The 18714-nt window shown below is 38.9% G+C and carries 15 protein-coding genes and 2 pseudogenes; 9 read left to right on the top strand and 8 right to left on the bottom strand.

Going from position 1 to position 18714, the window contains the following annotated elements; translation table 11 throughout:
* A pseudogene (locus tag CWATDRAFT_RS13215) lies at window positions 1-593 on the top strand (transposase); the annotation flags it as partial.
* A gap of 370 nt (window positions 594-963) precedes the next feature.
* On the opposite strand, the gene CWATDRAFT_RS33605 reads toward CWATDRAFT_RS13215, so the two are convergent.
* From CWATDRAFT_RS33605 to CWATDRAFT_RS13190, 5 genes are all read right to left on the bottom strand, one after another.
* Window positions 964-1989, bottom strand: coding sequence for an IS701 family transposase (locus tag CWATDRAFT_RS33605; RefSeq protein ID WP_071905585.1), 1026 nt, complete (start codon window positions 1987-1989; stop codon window positions 964-966).
* A 118-nt stretch (window positions 1990-2107) separates the two neighbouring features.
* Window positions 2108-2344, bottom strand: a complete 237-nt coding sequence (locus tag CWATDRAFT_RS13205) for a type II toxin-antitoxin system PemK/MazF family toxin (protein ID WP_007305472.1) — start codon at window positions 2342-2344, stop codon at window positions 2108-2110.
* Window positions 2338-2580, bottom strand: coding sequence for an AbrB/MazE/SpoVT family DNA-binding domain-containing protein (locus CWATDRAFT_RS13200; protein WP_021831309.1), 243 nt, complete (start codon window positions 2578-2580; stop codon window positions 2338-2340). Before CWATDRAFT_RS13200 ends, CWATDRAFT_RS13205 begins: the two co-directional genes overlap by 7 nt.
* Window positions 2581-2775: 195 nt before the next feature.
* Window positions 2776-2967 carry a type II toxin-antitoxin system HicB family antitoxin gene (locus CWATDRAFT_RS13195; RefSeq protein WP_412093219.1) on the bottom strand — a complete coding sequence of 64 codons (192 nt, stop codon included), beginning with the start codon at window positions 2965-2967 and terminating at the stop codon, window positions 2776-2778.
* Window positions 2968-2987: 20 nt separating this feature from the next.
* Window positions 2988-3242: a type II toxin-antitoxin system HicA family toxin gene (locus tag CWATDRAFT_RS13190; protein ID WP_007305470.1), complete on the bottom strand. Its 255-nt coding sequence runs from the start codon at window positions 3240-3242 to the stop codon at window positions 2988-2990.
* Window positions 3243-3337: 95 nt separating this feature from the next.
* On the opposite strand from CWATDRAFT_RS13190, the gene CWATDRAFT_RS13185 reads away from it, so the two are divergent.
* The 3 genes from CWATDRAFT_RS13185 to CWATDRAFT_RS13175 all read left to right on the top strand — a co-directional run bounded on the left by CWATDRAFT_RS13185 (window position 3338) and on the right by CWATDRAFT_RS13175 (window position 4186).
* Window positions 3338-3562 carry a hypothetical protein gene (locus tag CWATDRAFT_RS13185; RefSeq protein ID WP_007310723.1) on the top strand — a complete coding sequence of 75 codons (225 nt, stop codon included), beginning with the start codon at window positions 3338-3340 and terminating at the stop codon, window positions 3560-3562.
* An 86-nt stretch (window positions 3563-3648) separates the two neighbouring features.
* Window positions 3649-3876: a hypothetical protein gene (locus CWATDRAFT_RS13180; protein ID WP_007310722.1), complete on the top strand. Its 228-nt coding sequence runs from the start codon at window positions 3649-3651 to the stop codon at window positions 3874-3876.
* Window positions 3854-4186 carry a type II toxin-antitoxin system PemK/MazF family toxin gene (locus CWATDRAFT_RS13175; RefSeq protein ID WP_007305474.1) on the top strand — a complete coding sequence of 111 codons (333 nt, stop codon included), beginning with the start codon at window positions 3854-3856 and terminating at the stop codon, window positions 4184-4186. The genes CWATDRAFT_RS13180 and CWATDRAFT_RS13175 overlap by 23 nt, the downstream gene beginning before the upstream one ends.
* 175 nt (window positions 4187-4361) lie before the next feature.
* Here the strand turns inward: CWATDRAFT_RS13175 and CWATDRAFT_RS13170 are convergent, their stop codons facing one another.
* Window positions 4362-5516 carry a glycoside hydrolase family 10 protein gene (locus CWATDRAFT_RS13170; RefSeq protein ID WP_007305469.1) on the bottom strand — a complete coding sequence of 385 codons (1155 nt, stop codon included), beginning with the start codon at window positions 5514-5516 and terminating at the stop codon, window positions 4362-4364.
* A gap of 323 nt (window positions 5517-5839) precedes the next feature.
* Here CWATDRAFT_RS13170 and rpsT point away from each other — a divergent pair, with 323 nt between their 5' ends.
* From rpsT to CWATDRAFT_RS13150, 4 genes are all read left to right on the top strand, one after another.
* Window positions 5840-6142 carry a 30S ribosomal protein S20 gene (rpsT, locus tag CWATDRAFT_RS13165; protein ID WP_007305475.1) on the top strand — a complete coding sequence of 101 codons (303 nt, stop codon included), beginning with the start codon at window positions 5840-5842 and terminating at the stop codon, window positions 6140-6142.
* A 172-nt stretch (window positions 6143-6314) separates the two neighbouring features.
* A complete protein-coding gene (locus CWATDRAFT_RS13160) occupies window positions 6315-7100 on the top strand; it encodes a TatD family hydrolase (RefSeq protein WP_007305476.1) in 786 nt (261 codons plus the stop codon).
* Between the two features lie 37 nt (window positions 7101-7137).
* On the top strand, window positions 7138-10452 hold the full coding sequence (rpoB, locus tag CWATDRAFT_RS13155; RefSeq protein WP_007305477.1) for a DNA-directed RNA polymerase subunit beta: 3315 nt from the start codon (window positions 7138-7140) through the stop codon (window positions 10450-10452).
* A gap of 123 nt (window positions 10453-10575) precedes the next feature.
* Window positions 10576-14496, top strand: a complete 3921-nt coding sequence (locus tag CWATDRAFT_RS13150) for a DNA-directed RNA polymerase subunit beta' (protein WP_007305478.1) — start codon at window positions 10576-10578, stop codon at window positions 14494-14496.
* 193 nt (window positions 14497-14689) lie between these two features.
* On the opposite strand, the gene CWATDRAFT_RS13145 is transcribed toward CWATDRAFT_RS13150, so the two are convergent.
* Entirely contained in the window at window positions 14690-15190 is a 501-nt protein-coding gene (locus tag CWATDRAFT_RS13145) for a GNAT family N-acetyltransferase (protein WP_007305468.1), read from the bottom strand.
* A 290-nt stretch (window positions 15191-15480) separates the two neighbouring features.
* On the opposite strand from CWATDRAFT_RS13145, the pseudogene CWATDRAFT_RS35840 reads away from it, so the two are divergent.
* Window positions 15481-17009 (top strand): annotated as a pseudogene (locus CWATDRAFT_RS35840) (IS5-like element ISCwa2 family transposase).
* Window positions 17010-17145: 136 nt separating this feature from the next.
* On the opposite strand, the gene CWATDRAFT_RS13125 reads toward CWATDRAFT_RS35840, so the two are convergent.
* Entirely contained in the window at window positions 17146-18630 is a 1485-nt protein-coding gene (locus CWATDRAFT_RS13125; protein ID WP_007305467.1) for an IS1380-like element ISCwa5 family transposase, read from the bottom strand.
* Window positions 18631-18714: the final 84 nt, after the last annotated feature.

The following is an 18714-nucleotide window of genomic DNA, read 5'->3' as shown; positions in this document are numbered from 1 at the left end:
ATTCAGCTCTTGAGAGATTATTTCCGAACAAAAGAATCAAGCCTAAACAAGTAGAAAAAATCGAATTTGAATATGAAAGACACGGAACTTTAAGCTTGATTGCGAACTGGGATGTGGCAAGAGGAAAAGTTGTTAGTCCCTCTATTGGACCGACAAGAACAGAACAAGATTTTTCTGAACATATCCAGAGAACGATTAAGATTGATGAAAAAGCAGAATGGATTTTTATTGTAGATCAACTCAACACTCATAAATCGGAAAGCTTAGTCAAATTAGTAGCAGAAAGCTGTGGAATTACTATTGATTTGGGGAGAAAAGGAAAGGAGGGGATTTTGCAATCTATGGACAGCAGAGCAGATTTTTTATCAGATGAATCTCATCGAATTCGCTTTGTTTATATTCCCAAACATACATCGTGGCTTAATCAAATTGAGTGTTGGTTTTAGATCTTAGTCAGGCGTTTACTCAAAAGAATTACTGTCCGTTCAACTGAAGAACTATCCCAAAAAATTCTCAATTTTATTGATTACTTTAATCAACATTTTGCTAAGCCGTTCGTTTGGAAATTTAAGGGCTTTAAAGATCATAAGTGACTGGTGGATTATTTTTGCTAAGCTGCACTAGGTATAGCATCATCATTGCTGATGAAGGCGGCTGCCCGCAAAGCTAACCTCAAAAAGATTAGCGCAGTGGTTAATTTGGAGTCTCCTTTTTCTGTTTGCAGAAGGTTGAATCTACTTTTTTGTAACAAGTTTACGGATGGCAGAGCCTCCTTGGTTTTTAGTAACTGCTCACCGCAACAAAAAAGTCTTATTGAAAAGCACTACAAACAACATCAGTTGAGTCTAGGAGTTACGCATTGACAAATTAACTTAAATATGAGTAGCTTTAAAGAGAGACAACGATCGCTAATTATTAGAGTCATTAAAATTGACGTAATAATAACAATAACTAATCTATAAATTAGGCTGATAATTTCAAATTTATTTGCTCTAAAATAAAATTCCGATTAACTTCAATAGACAATTCTCTTTGGAGTTGATACCAATTATCAATTAACTCATTAGCTCTCATTAATTCAAGTTTAATAAAAGCCCGTAAAGAACTAAAGAAATGGGTCAATATAGCTTCTGATTTTCTGACTATAAATTTATTGATACCACATAATTGTTTGAGCGCACGATGGTAACATTCAATAATCCAATGAGTTGTTTTCAACAAAGTAAATAGAGTTTTATCTGTTTCTCTTAAGTCTTTATTTTCTTTGTCAAATAAAATATAAAAACGAAGCATCCCGTTTTTGAAATGTTTCTTAAATACTTTAACTTCGCCAAACTCTTTTAAGTAAACAATTGTCCCATTTTCCTCTATTTCTAAGCTTTCAACGGATTGATATTGTCCTTTAACGATTGATACTTGTCGATTTTTAGCTATTCCTATCATGAAACCTAATTCTTGTTTTTTCAAAATTTTAAGGTTCTCTTTAGATGAATACCAACTATCACCAGTTACATAAATTGGCCTCAGTCCCCAAGCTAAAACTTCCGATAGCATCATCCGAAAATAATCATTTTTAGACAGATTATCTTCTTTATCATAAAGTCGATAATTTAGAGGGACTGAAATTCCATTAGGGTCAGTATATAATAAAGTAACTAAATTAATTCCTTTGATAGTTTTATGTTTATTTCCTGACCAGAAATAACCAATAAATTTACTTAATTTAGGATTACTATAAAGTTTTTCAATGACTGTATCATCAATACTTAAGGTTCCCCCACTCAGTTCAATGTGCTGTTTAAATTCATTGAATAAATCAACAGGTTTATAGCTTTCTCTTAATAAAAAACGGTTAACACTATCATGAGATAAATCCTCAAATATCTCGGATAAACGATTACAACCCGAATATTTGGATTCAGCAATTAAATAGTAAGTATAGAGTTCTAAATGACATTTAGCCGTTGATTTCTTCGTTATAGTTCGGATATCTACCTCCAGTTCTTATAATCCTCTCTATTTTATCAGTTTTTTGCTTTTTGTTAACAGCGATCGCTTTCTCTGTTTGGACTATTCACATTGTAAACCATCTGTCAATGCGTAACTCCTACACTAAAATAATCCCATAGGTTTGCAAAGATTCTGGTAAAGCCACTTCAAATGGCCAACCTTTCTGACGGCTAGTAATGGGACAAATCAAAATAAGTTTAGATATGCGATTGTAAGCTAACGGTGAAATAACTAAAGCGGGACGATAACCAGCTTGTTCGCTTCCGGTACGAGGATTTAATTCTAATCGGATAATATCACCTCTTTCCGGTACTCTATCATCAATTTTTACCAACTCTCTTCTCCTATCGCTTCTCCCCAATTAGTTTCTTCATGTTGTTGTTGGGGGGTTGCTTCTTTCAATAAATCCTCAAGACAATATTTGGGTTTAGTTGCAGAAACAATAATAGAATTGTCTTCCATTGATAGGGTAACTTTGATTCCCTCTTGCCATCCTAACTGCTTAATAATCTCTTGAGGAAGTCTAATTCCCAAAGAATTCCCCCATTTTGTGATTTTTTGAATTATCATTCTTTTCTGAGTTTATGTTTATACAATGAATATATCATAAGATAACTGCTGATAACTGTTGCGCTATAGTAACCACTACATAAGTTAACCTTGTAGGGGTCAACGGTCGTTGACCCCTACTTTAGGCAACTGGTATAACCACCTCAAAACTAAGCGCACTAGGGTTATAGTTTCAATAATTTGAGCTTAAATAAATTAGATTTTAATCAATCTTTGATACTGAGGTTGAGGAATTGGATCACCAAATTCTTGTGCAGTTTCAATCCATAATTGAATCGCCTCTTGACTGTTATTTAAAGCAGACATCTGGGTGTTTCCATGAGCAATACAACCTGGTAATTCAGGAACTTCAACAATAAATACCTGATCTTCTTCACTCCAATACATAAACAATTGATATTTATACATTACATTTTATCTCCTAAATTATATTCAATAATAATGTCTCTAATTTGACGAACTTGATAAGCTTTTGCTTTATTCCCATCTTTTTGTAGATTGGGTTTTTCTTTAATACCCTCTCGTCTAAAAATATGATGTCCTCCGCGAACTCTCTCTTCAAACCCTAAACGTTTTAACAACTGACATAATTCCTCAAAAGGAATGTTAGCATCAGCAGTTCCTTGAACAATTTTTTGTAATAACTTTTCATATTTACCCAAAGTTCTTTATCATCCTAATTCTGTAACTATTATATAATAATTTTAGGGAATATGTCATAATAGATTATAAATAATGGCATAAACCTGAAATAAAAATGACCAGTGTTAATTTGTCTATTCCTTTTGAAGCATTAGTTAAAGCTATTAAATCCCTTGATTTAGAACAACAGCAACAACTATTAGAAGTTTTAGAAGAGCAAATTTTTGAAGCAGAAGAAGAATGGGAAAATAGTCCAGAAATTATTGCTGAGGTTGAAGAAGCTAAAAAAGCTTATCAATCAGGAGATTATTTAACCCTTGAAGACTTTATAGCAGGTTAATCTTAGATAAGTTAATGTCTTATACTATAATATAACTACTTATAACTGTGTGATATCATATCATTAAAGTATCATGTACTTGGATTATGAGTAATTTAGAGGTTCATCAAAAAGTCCAATCTTATATTGAGCAATTATCACCAGAAAAACTGTTAGTTGCTGCTGATTTTTTGGCTTATTTGGTAGAAAGAGAAGACACAGAGGCAACTTCTGAGGATGAGCATCAATTTTGGGAAAATAGTAGTCAAATTTCCTTAAATGCTGTTTGGGATAATCTGGAGGATGATATCTATGGCGAATTACTGGAAAAATGACGTGATTCTAGTTCGTTATCCCTTTTCTGATTTATCTAACAGCAAAATTAGACCAGCAATAATTGTTAGTTCTCCTCACACTTCCCAGGATGTTTTGATTACTCCTTTAACCAGTAAAACCCAATTGCTTCTTGAGGGAGAATTTATTTTATCTGATTGGAAAAAAGCAGGTTTAAATGTTGAAACAGCAGTAAAACGGGGAATTTATACAATTTATCAAGGCTTAATCCTTAAAAAAGTGGGAAAATTAGTGGATGCAGATACAACCAAGTTAGAACAGTCTTTGCGTCAGTGGTTAGGGTTGTCATAGTAGCAAGCGATCGCTGTTTATATAACTGCTTATAACTGTTGCGCTACAGTAATAGTAGAAAAACTCTGTTAGGTGATTTCCACACTTGAATATACCTGCTTTTCCAATTATTCCCCCCTTTTTAAGGGGGGTTAGGGGGGATCGTAAGGGATCTCCTTTATCAGAAATCACCTTACTACTTAGAAAATAGTTCATCAAAAATACGACGACGTTTATAAGGGGACTCAGGAGTTAAATAACCCCATAAAGACTCCCAATAGAAAAAAGAAACACCATCAAATCCTTGTTTTCTCACTGTTTCAACTTGCTCTTTAATTTGTTCTATTTTCACAGTATTGTTAAGAGTCCCTGATAAAATGCGAATACTAACAGGAATTTTTTTACGAGCTAATTTAACAGCAGATTGATGTAACTCTCGATTAAAACTATTGAGATCATTGCGATATACTTGTAAAACTAATTCATCGATCAATCCTCGTCTTACCCAAGTCTTCCAATCTTGTAAATAATTTTGATAAGAAAAAGGATGAGAATTAGGAGATAAAGAAACTATAATATCAGGATTAATTGTTTTTATTGTTTTCACTAAATCCGTCATAAATGCAGTCATTTTAGCTGCTCTCCACCTCATCCACTCGCCATTATGGGTATCTTTTGGGGGACTTTTTCCTCTGTGTTCTTGTTGATAAATTTTAACCGTCAAAGGATCATATCCTAATTCTACAGGCATTCCAAAATGATCATCTAATTGAACACCATCTACTGGGTAATTCATGACAACTTCTAACATTAATCCTTTGATTAGTTGCTGCACTTCAGGATGAAGAGGATTTAACCATGCTAACTGACTGACTTGCCTTTCATAAGCAGATTTTCGCCAACGCTGAATTAAATTACCATTATTTTTTTCATTTTTAGCTTCTAACTCATCTTGAAAAAATGTATTAGCTGAACCCTCTTTACTTTCGGTTAACCAATCTGGATGTTTTTGCGCTAAAAGTGAACTTCTAGGAATCATTAATCCATACTCAAACCAAGGAAGAACCTCTAATCCTCTTTGGTGACTTTCCTCTATAATAACCTTTAAAATATCTACATTACCCCTTGTCCAATTTATAAACGGTTCTTGAGGTTTGCCAATCATTTCTTTTGCTAAAGCACTAGGATAAAAAGTATAACCTCGATTCCAAACAACAGGATAAACAGTATTAAAATGATGTTCAGCTAACTGTTTAATGGCACGCTGGCTACTACCAGGAACAAATAAAACAGCACTAGCAACATTAGTTAACCACACCCCTCGTCTCTCTTGAAAAGAAGGAGAAGCCACTTTTCCTGATGAGGGAAACCGGATTTTGTCACTAAAACAACCAATAAGATAATAGTGGTTAAAACAATACAGATTAAACGATTACGCCAAGCAAACAAATTTCTATTCATTATATTAATTTATTGATCTGTTCAATGGATAGACTTTAAAGATAAGATGTAGTCAAAAATTGTTAAATAGAGCAAACAGCTAGGTAAAAGTACAGTATAATGACAAAGATGAGCCTAGATTAGTTGCCAAAGTGGATAGAAACTTGCTATGATGTTAAATCCGATAGCAATCATCATCATTGTAACTAGCAAACCTCTTCTGGATTAAAGACTGTGGCCAATTCAAAGTCTGCACTAAAACGTATTAAAGTAGCCGAACGCAACCGACTCCGTAACAAAAGCTATAAGTCGGCGGTGAGAACCCTGATGAAAAAATACTTCCAAGCAGTAGAGGAGTACGCTGCTTCTTCCACCGAAGAAAAGGAAGAAAAAGAAAAAGTGGTACAGCAAATGATGTCAGCCGCTTACAGTAAGATAGATAAAGCAGTAAAACGTAATGTTTTACACCGTAATAACGGAGCTAGAAAAAAAGCCCGTCTAGCTAAAGCCCTAAAGAAAGTTGCTCCAGCTTCTTAAAATAGGTCAAACCTCCCTAAATAGGTCGTTTTTGAAGCTATTATGAGATGTAAATGTCTCACGTTTGAGCCTCTTAAATTACGAATAAGAGATAATTAAATGGGAAAAAGGAGACAACCATCACCATAAGTTATCAATTATTACTAGAATAAGACCAAATCAGAGGAGACCAATGCAACTGATAGACACCCATGTTCATATTAACTTTGATGTGTTTGAGTCTGATCTCGAAGACATCAAAAATCGTTGGCAAGAAGCAGAAGTTGTTCACCTAGTCCATTCCTGTGTCGAACCCAAGGAGTTTCCAAGCATTAAAGCATTAGCAGATCGCTTTGGGAACCTATCCTTTGCAGTGGGGTTACACCCCTTAGACGCAGATAAATGGACAGGCAACATGGGAAAAGAGATATTAGACTATGCTAAATCTGACCATCGAGTGGTAGCCATAGGAGAAATGGGGCTAGACTTTTACAAAGCTAGTAACCAGAAAAAACAACAAGAAGTTCTAGAAGCACAACTGAAAATTGCTCACCAACTGCAAAAACCAGTTATTATTCATTGTCGAGATGCGGCCCAAAAACTAAAAGATGTTTTAGAATTATTTTGGCAGGAGATCGGTGAAATAAAAGGGGTTATGCACTGTTGGAGTGGAACACCAGAAGAAACAAAATGGTTTTTAGACCTGGGGTTTTACATTAGTTTCAGTGGAGTTGTCACCTTCAAGAAGGCCCAAACCATTCAAGAAAGTGCAAAAATAGTCCCCAGCGATCGCCTCTTAGTCGAAACAGACTGCCCCTTCTTAGCCCCTGTACCCAAACGAGGAAAACGCAACGAACCAGCCAATGTCCGCCATGTCGCTGAATTTTTGGCAGAACTACGGGAAGTACCCCTAGAAAACTTAGCCCAGCAAACAACCCATAACGCTTGTCAACTGTTTAACTTATCCCTTGCACCCTAACCAGGATACCCCATAACAACGGCCAATAGAGCAACCCATGACTACTAATCTGATCTATAACTATAACCTGCTACCAGACCTAATTGAAATTCAACACGCGAGTTTTCGTTGGTTTCTCGAACAAGGACTAATAGAAGAACTCAATAGCTTTTCCCCCATTTCAGACTATACAGGAAAATTAGAACTACACTTTTTAGGAGAAAATTATAAACTAAAAGAGCCAAAATACGACGTTGATGAAGCTAAGCGACGGGATGCCAGCTATTCCGTGCAAATGTACGTTCCTACCCGTTTAATCAACAAAGAGACGGGAGAAATTAAAGAACAAGAAGTGTTTATTGGGGACCTACCCCTAATGACAGATCGGGGAACCTTCATTATCAACGGCGCAGAAAGGGTGATCGTTAATCAGATCGTTCGTTCTCCAGGAGTTTACTACAAAGCAGAAACCGATAAAAACGGCAGAAGAACCTACTCAGCTTCCTTGATACCCAACCGAGGAGCTTGGTTAAAGTTTGAAACCGATAAAAACGGCTTAGTCTGGGTGAGAATCGATAAAACCCGTAAATTATCCGCTCAAGTCCTCCTCAAAGCCATAGGACTCAGCGATAACGAGATTTTAGACTCCCTACGTCACCCAGAATTTTATCAGAGAACCCTAGACAAAGAAGGCAACCCCACAGAAGAAGATGCCCTACTAGAGTTGTACCGCAAACTGAGACCAGGGGAACCCCCCACAGTTAGTGGTGGACAACAACTCCTAGAATCTCGCTTTTTTGATAGTAAACGCTATGACTTAGGAAGAGTCGGAAGATATAAACTCAACAAAAAATTACGTCTGAATGCGCCAGATGTCATGAGAACACTGCGTTCAGAAGACATTTTATCGGCCATCGACTATTTAATTAGTCTAGAATTTGATATAGGTACCGTAGACGACATCGATCACTTAGGGAACCGTCGGGTGAGATCCGTAGGAGAACTACTACAAAACCAAGTCAGAGTAGGGTTAAACCGCCTAGAACGGATTATTAGGGAAAGAATGACCGTCAGCGAGTCTGATAGTCTTACCCCTGCCTCTTTGGTTAACCCCAAACCCTTAGTAGCTGCCATCAAAGAATTTTTTGGGTCATCTCAATTGTCCCAATTTATGGATCAAACCAACCCCCTAGCAGAATTAACCCATAAACGGCGTATTTCCGCCCTGGGACCAGGAGGACTCACCAGAGAAAGAGCAGGGTTCGCTGTACGAGACATCCACCCCTCCCATCATGGGCGTATTTGTCCCGTAGAAACACCAGAAGGACCCAACGCAGGTTTAATCGGATCGTTGGCTACCTATGCACGGGTGAACAACTACGGGTTCATTGAAACCCCTTACTATCGTGTGGAAAATGGTCGGGTGAGACGAGACTTAGACCCGGTTTATCTAACAGCAGACGAAGAAGACGATCTACGGGTTGCCCCAGGAGACATTAGTACCGACGAAGAAGGGAATATATTAGGAAACGCCGTTCCTACCCGTTATCGTCAAGAATTCTTCATTACCGGCCCCGCTCAAGTGGACTATGTTGCCGTTTCCCCTGTACAGATTATTTCTGTAGCAACCTCCATGATCCCCTTCCTGGAACACGACGACGCTAACCGTGCCTTGATGGGGTCAAATATGCAACGGCAAGCAGTACCCCTATTACGTCCCGAACGTCCCCTAGTGGGAACAGGTTTAGAGGCACAAGCAGCCAGAGACTCAGGGATGGTGATCGTTTCCAGAACCGAAGGTATAGTTACTTATGCCGATGCCAACGAAATTCGGGTTAAAGTGACAGGCCCTGAAGGCCACGAAAAAGTTGGCCAAGAAATTCAATATATCCTGCAAAAATATCAACGGTCCAACCAAGATACCTGTTTGAATCAACGGCCTTTGGTGTATGTAGGGGAAGACGTAGTACCCGGTCAAGTATTAGCCGACGGTTCCGCCACAGAAGGGGGAGAACTAGCCTTAGGACAAAACATTTTAGTAGCTTATATGCCCTGGGAAGGCTATAACTACGAAGACGCAATCTTGATCAGTGAAAGATTGGTTTATGACGACGTTTATACCAGTATTCACGTCGAAAAATTTGAAATCGAAGCCCGTCAAACCAAACTCGGTCCCGAAGAAATCACCCGTGAAATACCCAACGTCGGGGAAGACTCCCTGAGAAACCTCGATGAACAAGGCATTATCCGCATTGGTGCCTGGGTAGAAGCAGGAGACATTTTGGTGGGTAAAGTCACCCCCAAAGGAGAATCTGATCAACCCCCAGAAGAAAAGCTCTTACGGGCTATTTTCGGAGAAAAAGCCAGAGACGTACGGGATAACTCCTTGAGAGTTCCCAACGGAGAAAAAGGCCGGGTGGTAGATGTACGGGTGTTTACCCGTGAACAAGGAGATGAGTTACCCCCAGGGGCCAATATGGTAGTAAGGGCTTATGTTGCCCAAAAACGTAAGATCCAAGTCGGGGATAAAATGGCAGGGCGACACGGTAATAAGGGAATTATCTCCCGTATCCTACCCATCGAAGATATGCCCTATTTACCCGATGGACGACCTATGGATATCGTCTTAAACCCCTTGGGTGTACCCTCACGGATGAACGTGGGACAAGTGTTTGAGTGTCTTTTAGGTTGGGCAGGAGAAAACTTAGGGGTACGGTTTAAGATTACTCCCTTTGACGAAATGTACGGGGAAGAGTCATCACGGAAAACCGTTCATGGGTTATTGGAAAAAGCCTCCAATAAACCCCGCAAAGACTGGGTTTATAACGAGGAGCATCCCGGAAAAATAGACGTTTATGACGGACGAACCGGAGAAAAATTTGATCGCCCCGTCACCGTTGGCGAAGCCTATATGTTGAAACTGGTTCACCTCGTAGATGATAAGATCCACGCCCGTTCCACCGGTCCCTACTCCTTGGTAACACAACAACCTCTGGGTGGTAAAGCACAACAAGGGGGACAAAGGTTCGGAGAAATGGAAGTATGGGCCCTAGAAGCTTATGGGGCAGCTTATACCCTACAAGAACTATTAACGGTGAAATCAGACGATATGCAGGGACGGAACGAAGCCTTAAACGCCATTGTTAAAGGGAAACCTATTCCCCGTCCAGGAACCCCCGAGTCCTTTAAGGTGTTAATGCGAGAATTACAATCTTTAGGCTTGGATATCGCCGTCCATAAAGTAGAAACCGCCGACGACGGAACCAGTCGAGATGTGGAAGTTGACCTGATGATCGATAGTCAACGTCGCGCCCCTAACCGTCCCACCTACGAATCTTTGAACAACGAGGAACTCGAAGAAGAAGAAGTGTAAACAGTTAACAGTTAACAGTTAACAATTAACAGTGAATAATTAATAGTTAATAGTGAAAAATAATAGTCATTTATTAACTATTAATTATCGATTACAACCTATCAACTACTCTCATATTTTCTGATGACATTCTATAACCAAATTGTTGACAAAGGCCGTTTAAAGAAATTAGTAGCTTGGGCGTATCGTAACTATGGTGCAGCCCGTAGCTCTCAAGTAGCGGATAACTTAAAAGACTTGGGTTTTCGTTACGCCACAAGAGCCGGTGTTTCTATTAGTATTGATGATTTAACAGTTCCTCCCACAAAACGGGGAATGCTCGACAGCGCAGAAAAAGAAATTAATAGCACAGAGGCTAAATATGCTCGGGGAGAAATTACCGAAGTCGAACGTTTCCAAAAAGTAATCGATACCTGGAATAGTACCTCAGAAGAATTGAAAGATGAGGTAGTCAGGAACTTTAGACAAACAGATCCCTTAAACTCCGTCTATATGATGGCATTTTCTGGGGCGAGGGGTAACATGAGCCAAGTCCGTCAGTTAGTGGGAATGCGGGGCTTAATGGCAGATCCTCAAGGACAGATTATTGACCAACCAATTAAAACCAACTTCCGTGAAGGGTTAACGGTGACAGAATACGTTATCTCTTCCTATGGAGCGCGTAAAGGGTTAGTAGATACAGCACTACGGACAGCAGACTCGGGGTATTTAACCCGACGCTTAGTAGACGTTTCTCAAGATGTGATTGTTCGAGAAATAGACTGTGGAACCCATCGCAGTCTCAAAGTAACCGCCATGAAAGACGGTGAACGGGTGAAAATAGCCCTGGGCGATCGCCTCTTAGGACGGGTTTTGGCAGAAGATGTGGTAGTGGGTGATGAAATCATCGGCTCTCGTAACCAATATATAGACGGAGATTTAGCAGCAAAAATTGGCAAAAGTGTAGAATCCGTCAGAGTGCGATCGCCTTTAACTTGTGAAGCAGCCCGCTCGGTTTGTCGTTATTGTTACGGTTGGAGTTTAGCCACAGGGCGACCCGTAGACTTGGGAGAAGCGGTTGGTATTATTGCAGCACAGTCCATCGGAGAACCAGGAACCCAGTTAACCATGCGGACTTTCCACACAGGAGGGGTGTTCACCGGGGAAGTAGCCGAACAAATTAAAGCCCCAGACGAGGGAACTGTTAAATGGGGCAAAGGTTTAAGTACCCGTAAAGTTAGGACTCGTCACGGGGAAGATGCTTTCCAAGTTGAATTAGCAGGAGACTTAATTTGGACTCCTTCGGGTAGTGGCAAGAAAAAGACCTATTCTGTTACCCCGGGGTCCGTTCTCTTCGCTGCCGATGGGGATAACGTAGAAAAAGAGCAGATGTTAGCCGAAGTAACCGCCGCTAAGTCAACTCGGTCTACAGAACGGGCTACAAAAGACGTATCCACCGATTTAGCCGGGGAGGTTTTCTTTGCCAACTTAATCGCCGAAGAAAGAACCGATCGCCAAGGCAATACTACCCATATCGCCCAAAGAGGAGGACTGGTTTGGGTTTTATCAGGGGAAGTTTATAACTTACCCCCAGGGGCTGAGGCGGTGGTAGAAAACGAAGATACAGTTACAGAAGGCACTATATTAGCAGAGACTCAGTTAGTTTCCGTTAATGGGGGGGTGGTTCGTTATCAACCCGAAAGCCGTGAAATCGATATTATTACCGCCTCCGTATTGTTAGACCAAGCTGAGGTTCGTAAAGAAAGTAGCGCGGGTCATGAACAATATGTGATTGATACTGCTGCGGGTCAACAGTTTTTGTTAAAAGCTACCCCCGACACTAAAGTACAAAACCACGCCATTATCGCCGAGTTAATTGACGATCGCTATCAAACCAGCACCGGAGGAATATTACGCTACGGTGGGCTCGAAGTGGCCAAAGGCAGCCGGAAAACCGGTTACGAAGTGGTGGAAGGGGGAACCTTACTCTGGGTTCCCGAAGAAACCCACGAAGTTAACAAAGATATCTCTTTATTGGTGGTAGAAGATGGGGCTTATGTCGAAGCCGGAACCGAAGTGGTTAAAGATATCTTCTGCCAAAGTTCAGGGGCGATCGAGGTGGTACAGAAAAACGATATTCTCCGAGAAATTATTATTAAACCAGGAGAATTTCATTTAGATGTCGACCCCGAAGAAGTCCCCTTTAAAAACGAGGATTTGATCCCACCTGGGACAGAAGTATTGCCTGGCGTGGTGACAACAGATATGCGTCAGGCCGAATGGATCGAAAGTACCGAAGGGATGGGGTTATTATTGCGTCCCGTGGAAGAATACCCCGTCAGTAACGAACCTACTGTACCCTCCCAAGGCTCCATCAACGAAGAAGAAGTAGAACGACACATCGAACTGCGATCGGTGCAACGCCTGTTCCATAAAGATGGGGAACGGGTGAAATCTGTAGAAGGTATTTCTCTGTTAAGCACCCAATTACTGTTAGAAATTGAGACAGGAAGCGAACAAAGTGCAGCGAATTTGGCTGCAGATATTGAGTTAAAAAACGACGAAGACGAAGATTGTCAACGGCTACAGTTAGTTATCCTCGAGTCTTTAATTTTACGTCGGGATCTCGATACCGATCCCCACGGTGGCATCATTAACACCAGTGTTTTAGTTACAGATGGTGATCAAATTGCTCCAGGGGCAGTGGTGGCTAAAACCGAAATTCAGTGTAAAGAAGAGGGACAAGTTCGAGGCATTAAAAGCGGTGCAGAGGCAGTTCGTCGGGTTTTAGTGGTGCAAGAGGAAGACCTAGAAAATATTACCCTCCAAGATGAACCAAAGGTGGCCAAAGGCGATTTGATTGTTGCTGGTACAGAGTTAGCCCCTGGGGTGAAAGCCACTGAGTCGGGTTTTGTGGTGGCTATTAACCAAGTTGATGATGGTTATGAGCTTAAATTACGGTTAGCTCGTCCTTATCGAGTCTCTGCTGGAGCCATTTTACATATTGCCGATGGTGATCTGGTACAACGGGGTGATAACCTGGTTCTGCTAGTGTACGAACGGGCGAAAACAGGGGACATTATCCAAGGTTTACCAAGAATTGAGGAATTGTTGGAAGCTCGTAAGCCCAAAGAAGCCTGTGTTCTTGCTCGTAAACCAGGGGTTTGTCAGGTAGAGTATCTAGAAGACGAAAGCGTTGATGTCAAAGTCATCGAAGATGACGGCACAGTAAGCGAATATCCTGTTTTGCTCAATCAGAATGCCATTGTTTCTGATAATCAAAAAGTCGATGTGGGGGATCATTTGACCGATGGGCCTGCTAACCCTCACGAATTATTAGAGGTCTTTTTTGACTATTATGTGGACAAGAAAGGGGGTTATGAAGCCGCTTTGGTTGGTTTACAAGCAGCACAAAAATTCTTAGTGGATCAAGTGCAAATGGTTTATCAGTCCCAAGGGATTGATATTTCTGATAAACACATCGAAGTGATTGTCCGTCAGATGACGGCTAAAGTTCGGGTGGATGATGGGGGAGATACCACCATGTTACCCGGAGAATTAGTGGAATTACGGCAAATTGAGCAGGTTAATGAGGCAATGTCCATTACAGGGGGTGCGCCGGCACGATATACCCCCGTATTGTTGGGGATCACCAAAGCTTCCTTGAATACCGATAGCTTTATTAGTGCAGCCTCCTTCCAAGAGACAACCCGTGTCTTAACCGAAGCGGCTATTGAAGGTAAGTCCGACTGGTTACGGGGTTTGAAAGAAAACGTGATCATCGGTCGTTTGATTCCTGCCGGAACGGGTTTTAATGCCCATGAAGAGATGGTTATGGGAACCCTCGATAATGGGGAAGACAGTCTCAATAATCGTTATGGACAAGGAGAGCGAGACAAAAAGAAGAGTAAGAAAAAGTCCAGCAATCGCTTGATTGGGGGTACTCTTGACGAGGTAGACGAAAATATGATTCTCGATGATAATATCGCTCGTGCTTACACTGAGGCAGATACCCCTTGGTCCGATGAATCTAAAGGAAAGAAAGGTAAGAAGGGTAAAAAATAGAAAGCTTCTGAGTGACAATTTTATAGAACTGTAGATTTATCGTTGTTAATCTACAGTTCTTTTCTTTGGTTAATTTTATATAAAACGTGCTTTCTTAGGTGATTTCTGATAAAGGAGATCCCTTACGATCCCCCCTAACCCCCCTTAAAAAGGGGGGAATAATTGGAAAAGCAGGTATATTCAAGTGTGGAAATCACCTTAAAGAATGTCCTTCTGGTAATAAAGGATGCTGGAATTCATCAATAAATCTCATCCCTATTCTTTCCATAACCTGACGAGAACGCAAATTTTGAGGAACGGTAAACGAGACAATTTCTGATAAATTTAGTTCATTAAATCCATAATCTAGAGAGGCTTTTGCTCCTTCTGTTGCGTAACCTGTTCCCCAATAATCATAAGCCAATCGCCAACCAATTTCCACACAAGGTGTAGAAAAAGATTGAAACTTTGGGACAGATAAACCAATTAAACCAATAAATGTTTGATTTTCAATTAATTCCACAGCAAAAAAACTATATCCATCTTTTTTAAACTGTCCTTTTATACGTTCAACAAAATTATCACTTTCTTCTCTCGATAATAGTTTTGGCATAAATTTCATAACTCTTGGATCAGAATTTAGCCTAAAAAATGGTTCTTTATCTTCTTCTTGCCACTGTCTTAATTTTAGTCTTGGTGTAACAATTTCTCTCATCTTTATAAAATTAACAATTAACAACCTGAGTTCGGAGTTCGGAGTTCGGAGTTTTTTCTATGAGATAATTAGGGTTTAAGACTCTTGATTTTGACCAGTGGCCTATAAATTTCCTTATATCGAACTCAGGTTAACAATTAATAATTATTAATTAGGGTTTGCTGAATAAAAGCAAAACCCTATTCTTTAAAAGGTTACACCCATATTCGCGATCGCAAAAAAGATCAGCTTTGTCGGCTACAAACCGCTATAATTGGTAGAAACACCTCCCAGTTGTTGGTCAAGAACAAATGTATCGAAAAGAGGAGCAACCTTTACCGCCCCCAGAAAAATTTGAATTACCTTTCGAGGGCAAATTGTCCCCCAATAATCGTTGGGTAATCATGGCAGAGTTGATACCTTGGGATGATTTTGAGGAAGAATATGCTAAACTTTTTTTCAGCAGAAAAAGGTGCGCCAGCCAAACTATTTAGAATGGCATTAGGGACATTAATTATTAAGGAAAAATTAGGAACAAGTGATAGAGAAACTATAGAACAGATTAAAGAAAATCCCTATCTACAATACTTTATAGGTTTAAATTGTTATCAACAAGAGCCACCACTGGAATCTTCAATGCTAGTTCATTTTAGGAAAAGAATTGATGGAGAATTGATAAACAAAATCAATAAAAAAATAGTAAAAAGAGAAATAGACAAGAGTGATAAAGAAGTAAAAAAAAAAGGATTGTCTCCAAGAAAAAGGAGAAAAAATAAAAAATAAAGGTAAACTAATTTTAGATGCGACTTGTGCGCCAGCAGACATCAAATACCCGACGGATTTAGGCATATTAAATCAAGCCAGAATTGAGACAGAAAGAATAATAAATAATCTTTATAAACCATTAAGAGTAAAATTGAGAAAAAAGCCGAGAACTTCTAGAAAAATTGCTAGAAAGGAATACTTAAAAGTAGCTAAAAAACGAAAAGTATCTTATCAAGAAAGAAGAAAAGCTATTGGGAAACAGTTAAAATACCTTAAGAAAAATTTAGGAAATATAGAAGACTTAATTCAAGCTGGGGCTTCCCTGGAAAATCTGAGTAAAAGACAGAAAAATTGTCTAGAGACTATCAAAAAAGTTTATGAACAACAACAGTCAATGTGGGAGAATAAGACCCAGAGTGTTCCTCAAAGAATTGTAAGTTTAACTCAACCGCATATTCGTCCAATAGTGAGGGGAAAAGCAGGAAAACCAATAGAGTTTGGAGCTAAACTCTCAGTAAGCTGTGTAGATAACTATGTGTTTCTAGAAAAAATAAGTTGGGAAAACTTCAATGAATCTTGTCATTTAAAAGAACAAGTAGAAAAGTATAAAGAAACGTTTGGCTATTATCCCGAATCCGTCCATGTAGATAAAATTTATCGAACTAGGGAAAACAGAAATTGATGTAAGGAAAGAGGGATAAGAATCAGTGGTCCGAAGTTAGGAAGACCTCCGAAAAATGTCAGTGAAGAAGAAAAGAAACAAGCCCACTCCGATGAATGCTTCCGTAATGCTATTGAGGGAAAGTTTGGACAAGCTAAACGAAGATTTAGCCTAAATCTCGTGATGACAAAACTCCCTGAAACCTCCATTACATCTATTGCTATTACATTTTTAGTTGTCAATCTTTCTAAACTTCTGAGGCAGTTTTTGTCGCTTTTTTTGTCCTTATTTACTAATAATAGAACAGGGAAACTCATCAAACCGCCTTTCATTAATTTTGATTATACTTTAAACAATTTTTATGTACTAAAACTTATTGATTTGTCAGAAAATTCTTGGTCAAAAGTGGCATAAATTTTGGAGAAACTTTTTCAGCAAACCCTAATTATATTAACTTTTGATTTTCTCCACGATAAATAAGACTAAATGAAAGTATCACTCAGTCAACAACTTATGATAGATATCTTTTTTAAAAAACAACTTATTCTACTTATCCAGTATTAGGAATAGTTTTAATTCTTTTGTTAGCAATAGACAAAATATCTTGATAAGGACAAGCACTAGCTATAGCGATAATAATTCTTCTACAACTAATCTTTATTCTGGCTCCCAACTTAAGAAGATTTAGACGTATTCTTCCCACAGTTGCTTTAGCCAATGAAGTTTTTTTTAAACAGTGTTGACGAAAAGAATTTATGAGAACATAAGCCCAGGAATGTATCCATAATCTTAGTTGATTACTTTGAAATGTTTGAGTTGAAGTTCTATCAGCTGACAAGTCTAATTGTTGTTCTTTAATCCGATTTTCCATCTCGCCTCTCGGACAGTATTTTTTTGTATAAAGTTTTGAGGGTGGAATTTTTGAAGCGGGCAAAGATGTCACCACATGGCGCATTTTTAACCCATCACTTCCATAACAAACTTTTGTCACTACTCTTCTTTGACAACTCCATGACTTTTCTGTTTTATAACGAATAGAGCGATACCAAGTAGAAATTGGTACTAATTTTTTAACTTCTTCTAAATCTTCTTTTTTCTGAAATAAACTATCCATTAATTCAGTTATTGGAGCTAGTTTTTTTTCATATTCATGTTTGGCTTTTTCAATTACATCATCCGCTCGTAACTTAAGAACGCCATTTGTTCCCATAGCTATAACATAATCAACTAAAGGCTGATTTTCACAAAAATAGAAGATTTCTTCACGGGCATAGGCACTATCACCCCTAACTAGGATATGAGTCTCTGACCATTTTTCTCTAATTAGTCCGATAATTCTTTGTAATTCGTCTAAGGCTCCATCGGCTGGATCTACATTAGATGAACGAAGTTTAGCAACTAATAAATGATGCCCACAGAAAATATATAAAGGAGCATAACATACTCCGTGATAATAACTATTAAAAAATGCCCCTTCTTGATTACCATGTACTTGGTCATCCGTGACATCTATATCTAATATAATACTTAAGGGAGGTTTTTTATAAGACTCTAAAAAAAATTCGACAAAAGATTTTTCAATGGCTTCAAAGTTGGGTTCTATTTTATGATAACGACTCGTTTTTTGGTCGAGAATAGTCTCAGGACAATATTCCAATCTATTAATTGTACTTTTTCCAGCTAACCATCCCTTTTTATCTTCAAGTTCATTAAGCTTTTCTAAAGCGATCTTAAGGGCAGGATCGTGACGTAATTTATCATGGTCATTGACATCTTCATAGCCTAAAATAATTCCATAAAGCCTTTGTGCTAATAACTCATGAACGGAATGATCTACATAAGATTGATGACGATGATCTTGAAAACAGTTACCAAACTTCTCGGTAATTCCCAGTTTTTTATCCAACTTAGCTATCCAGACAATCCCCGCATCTGAAGTGATTAGTCCCCCATCAAAATTAGCGATTATTTCTTTTCCTTTCTGTTTACTAAAGTTGATTACTTGACGAAGGGTTCGGGGATGACTGGGACTCATTAAATCAGTTTAAGGTAAATTGCTTTAATAATTAAATTATAGCATATTTTATTCTAACAATCTAGTACTATTAGAGATTTTATT

It is taken from the genome of Crocosphaera watsonii WH 8501 (assembly GCF_000167195.1).
Lineage (GTDB): Bacteria > Cyanobacteriota > Cyanobacteriia > Cyanobacteriales > Microcystaceae > Crocosphaera > Crocosphaera watsonii.
The sequence above is the reverse complement of the archived record's forward strand: the minus strand, read 5'-3'. Positions and strand labels throughout refer to the sequence as shown.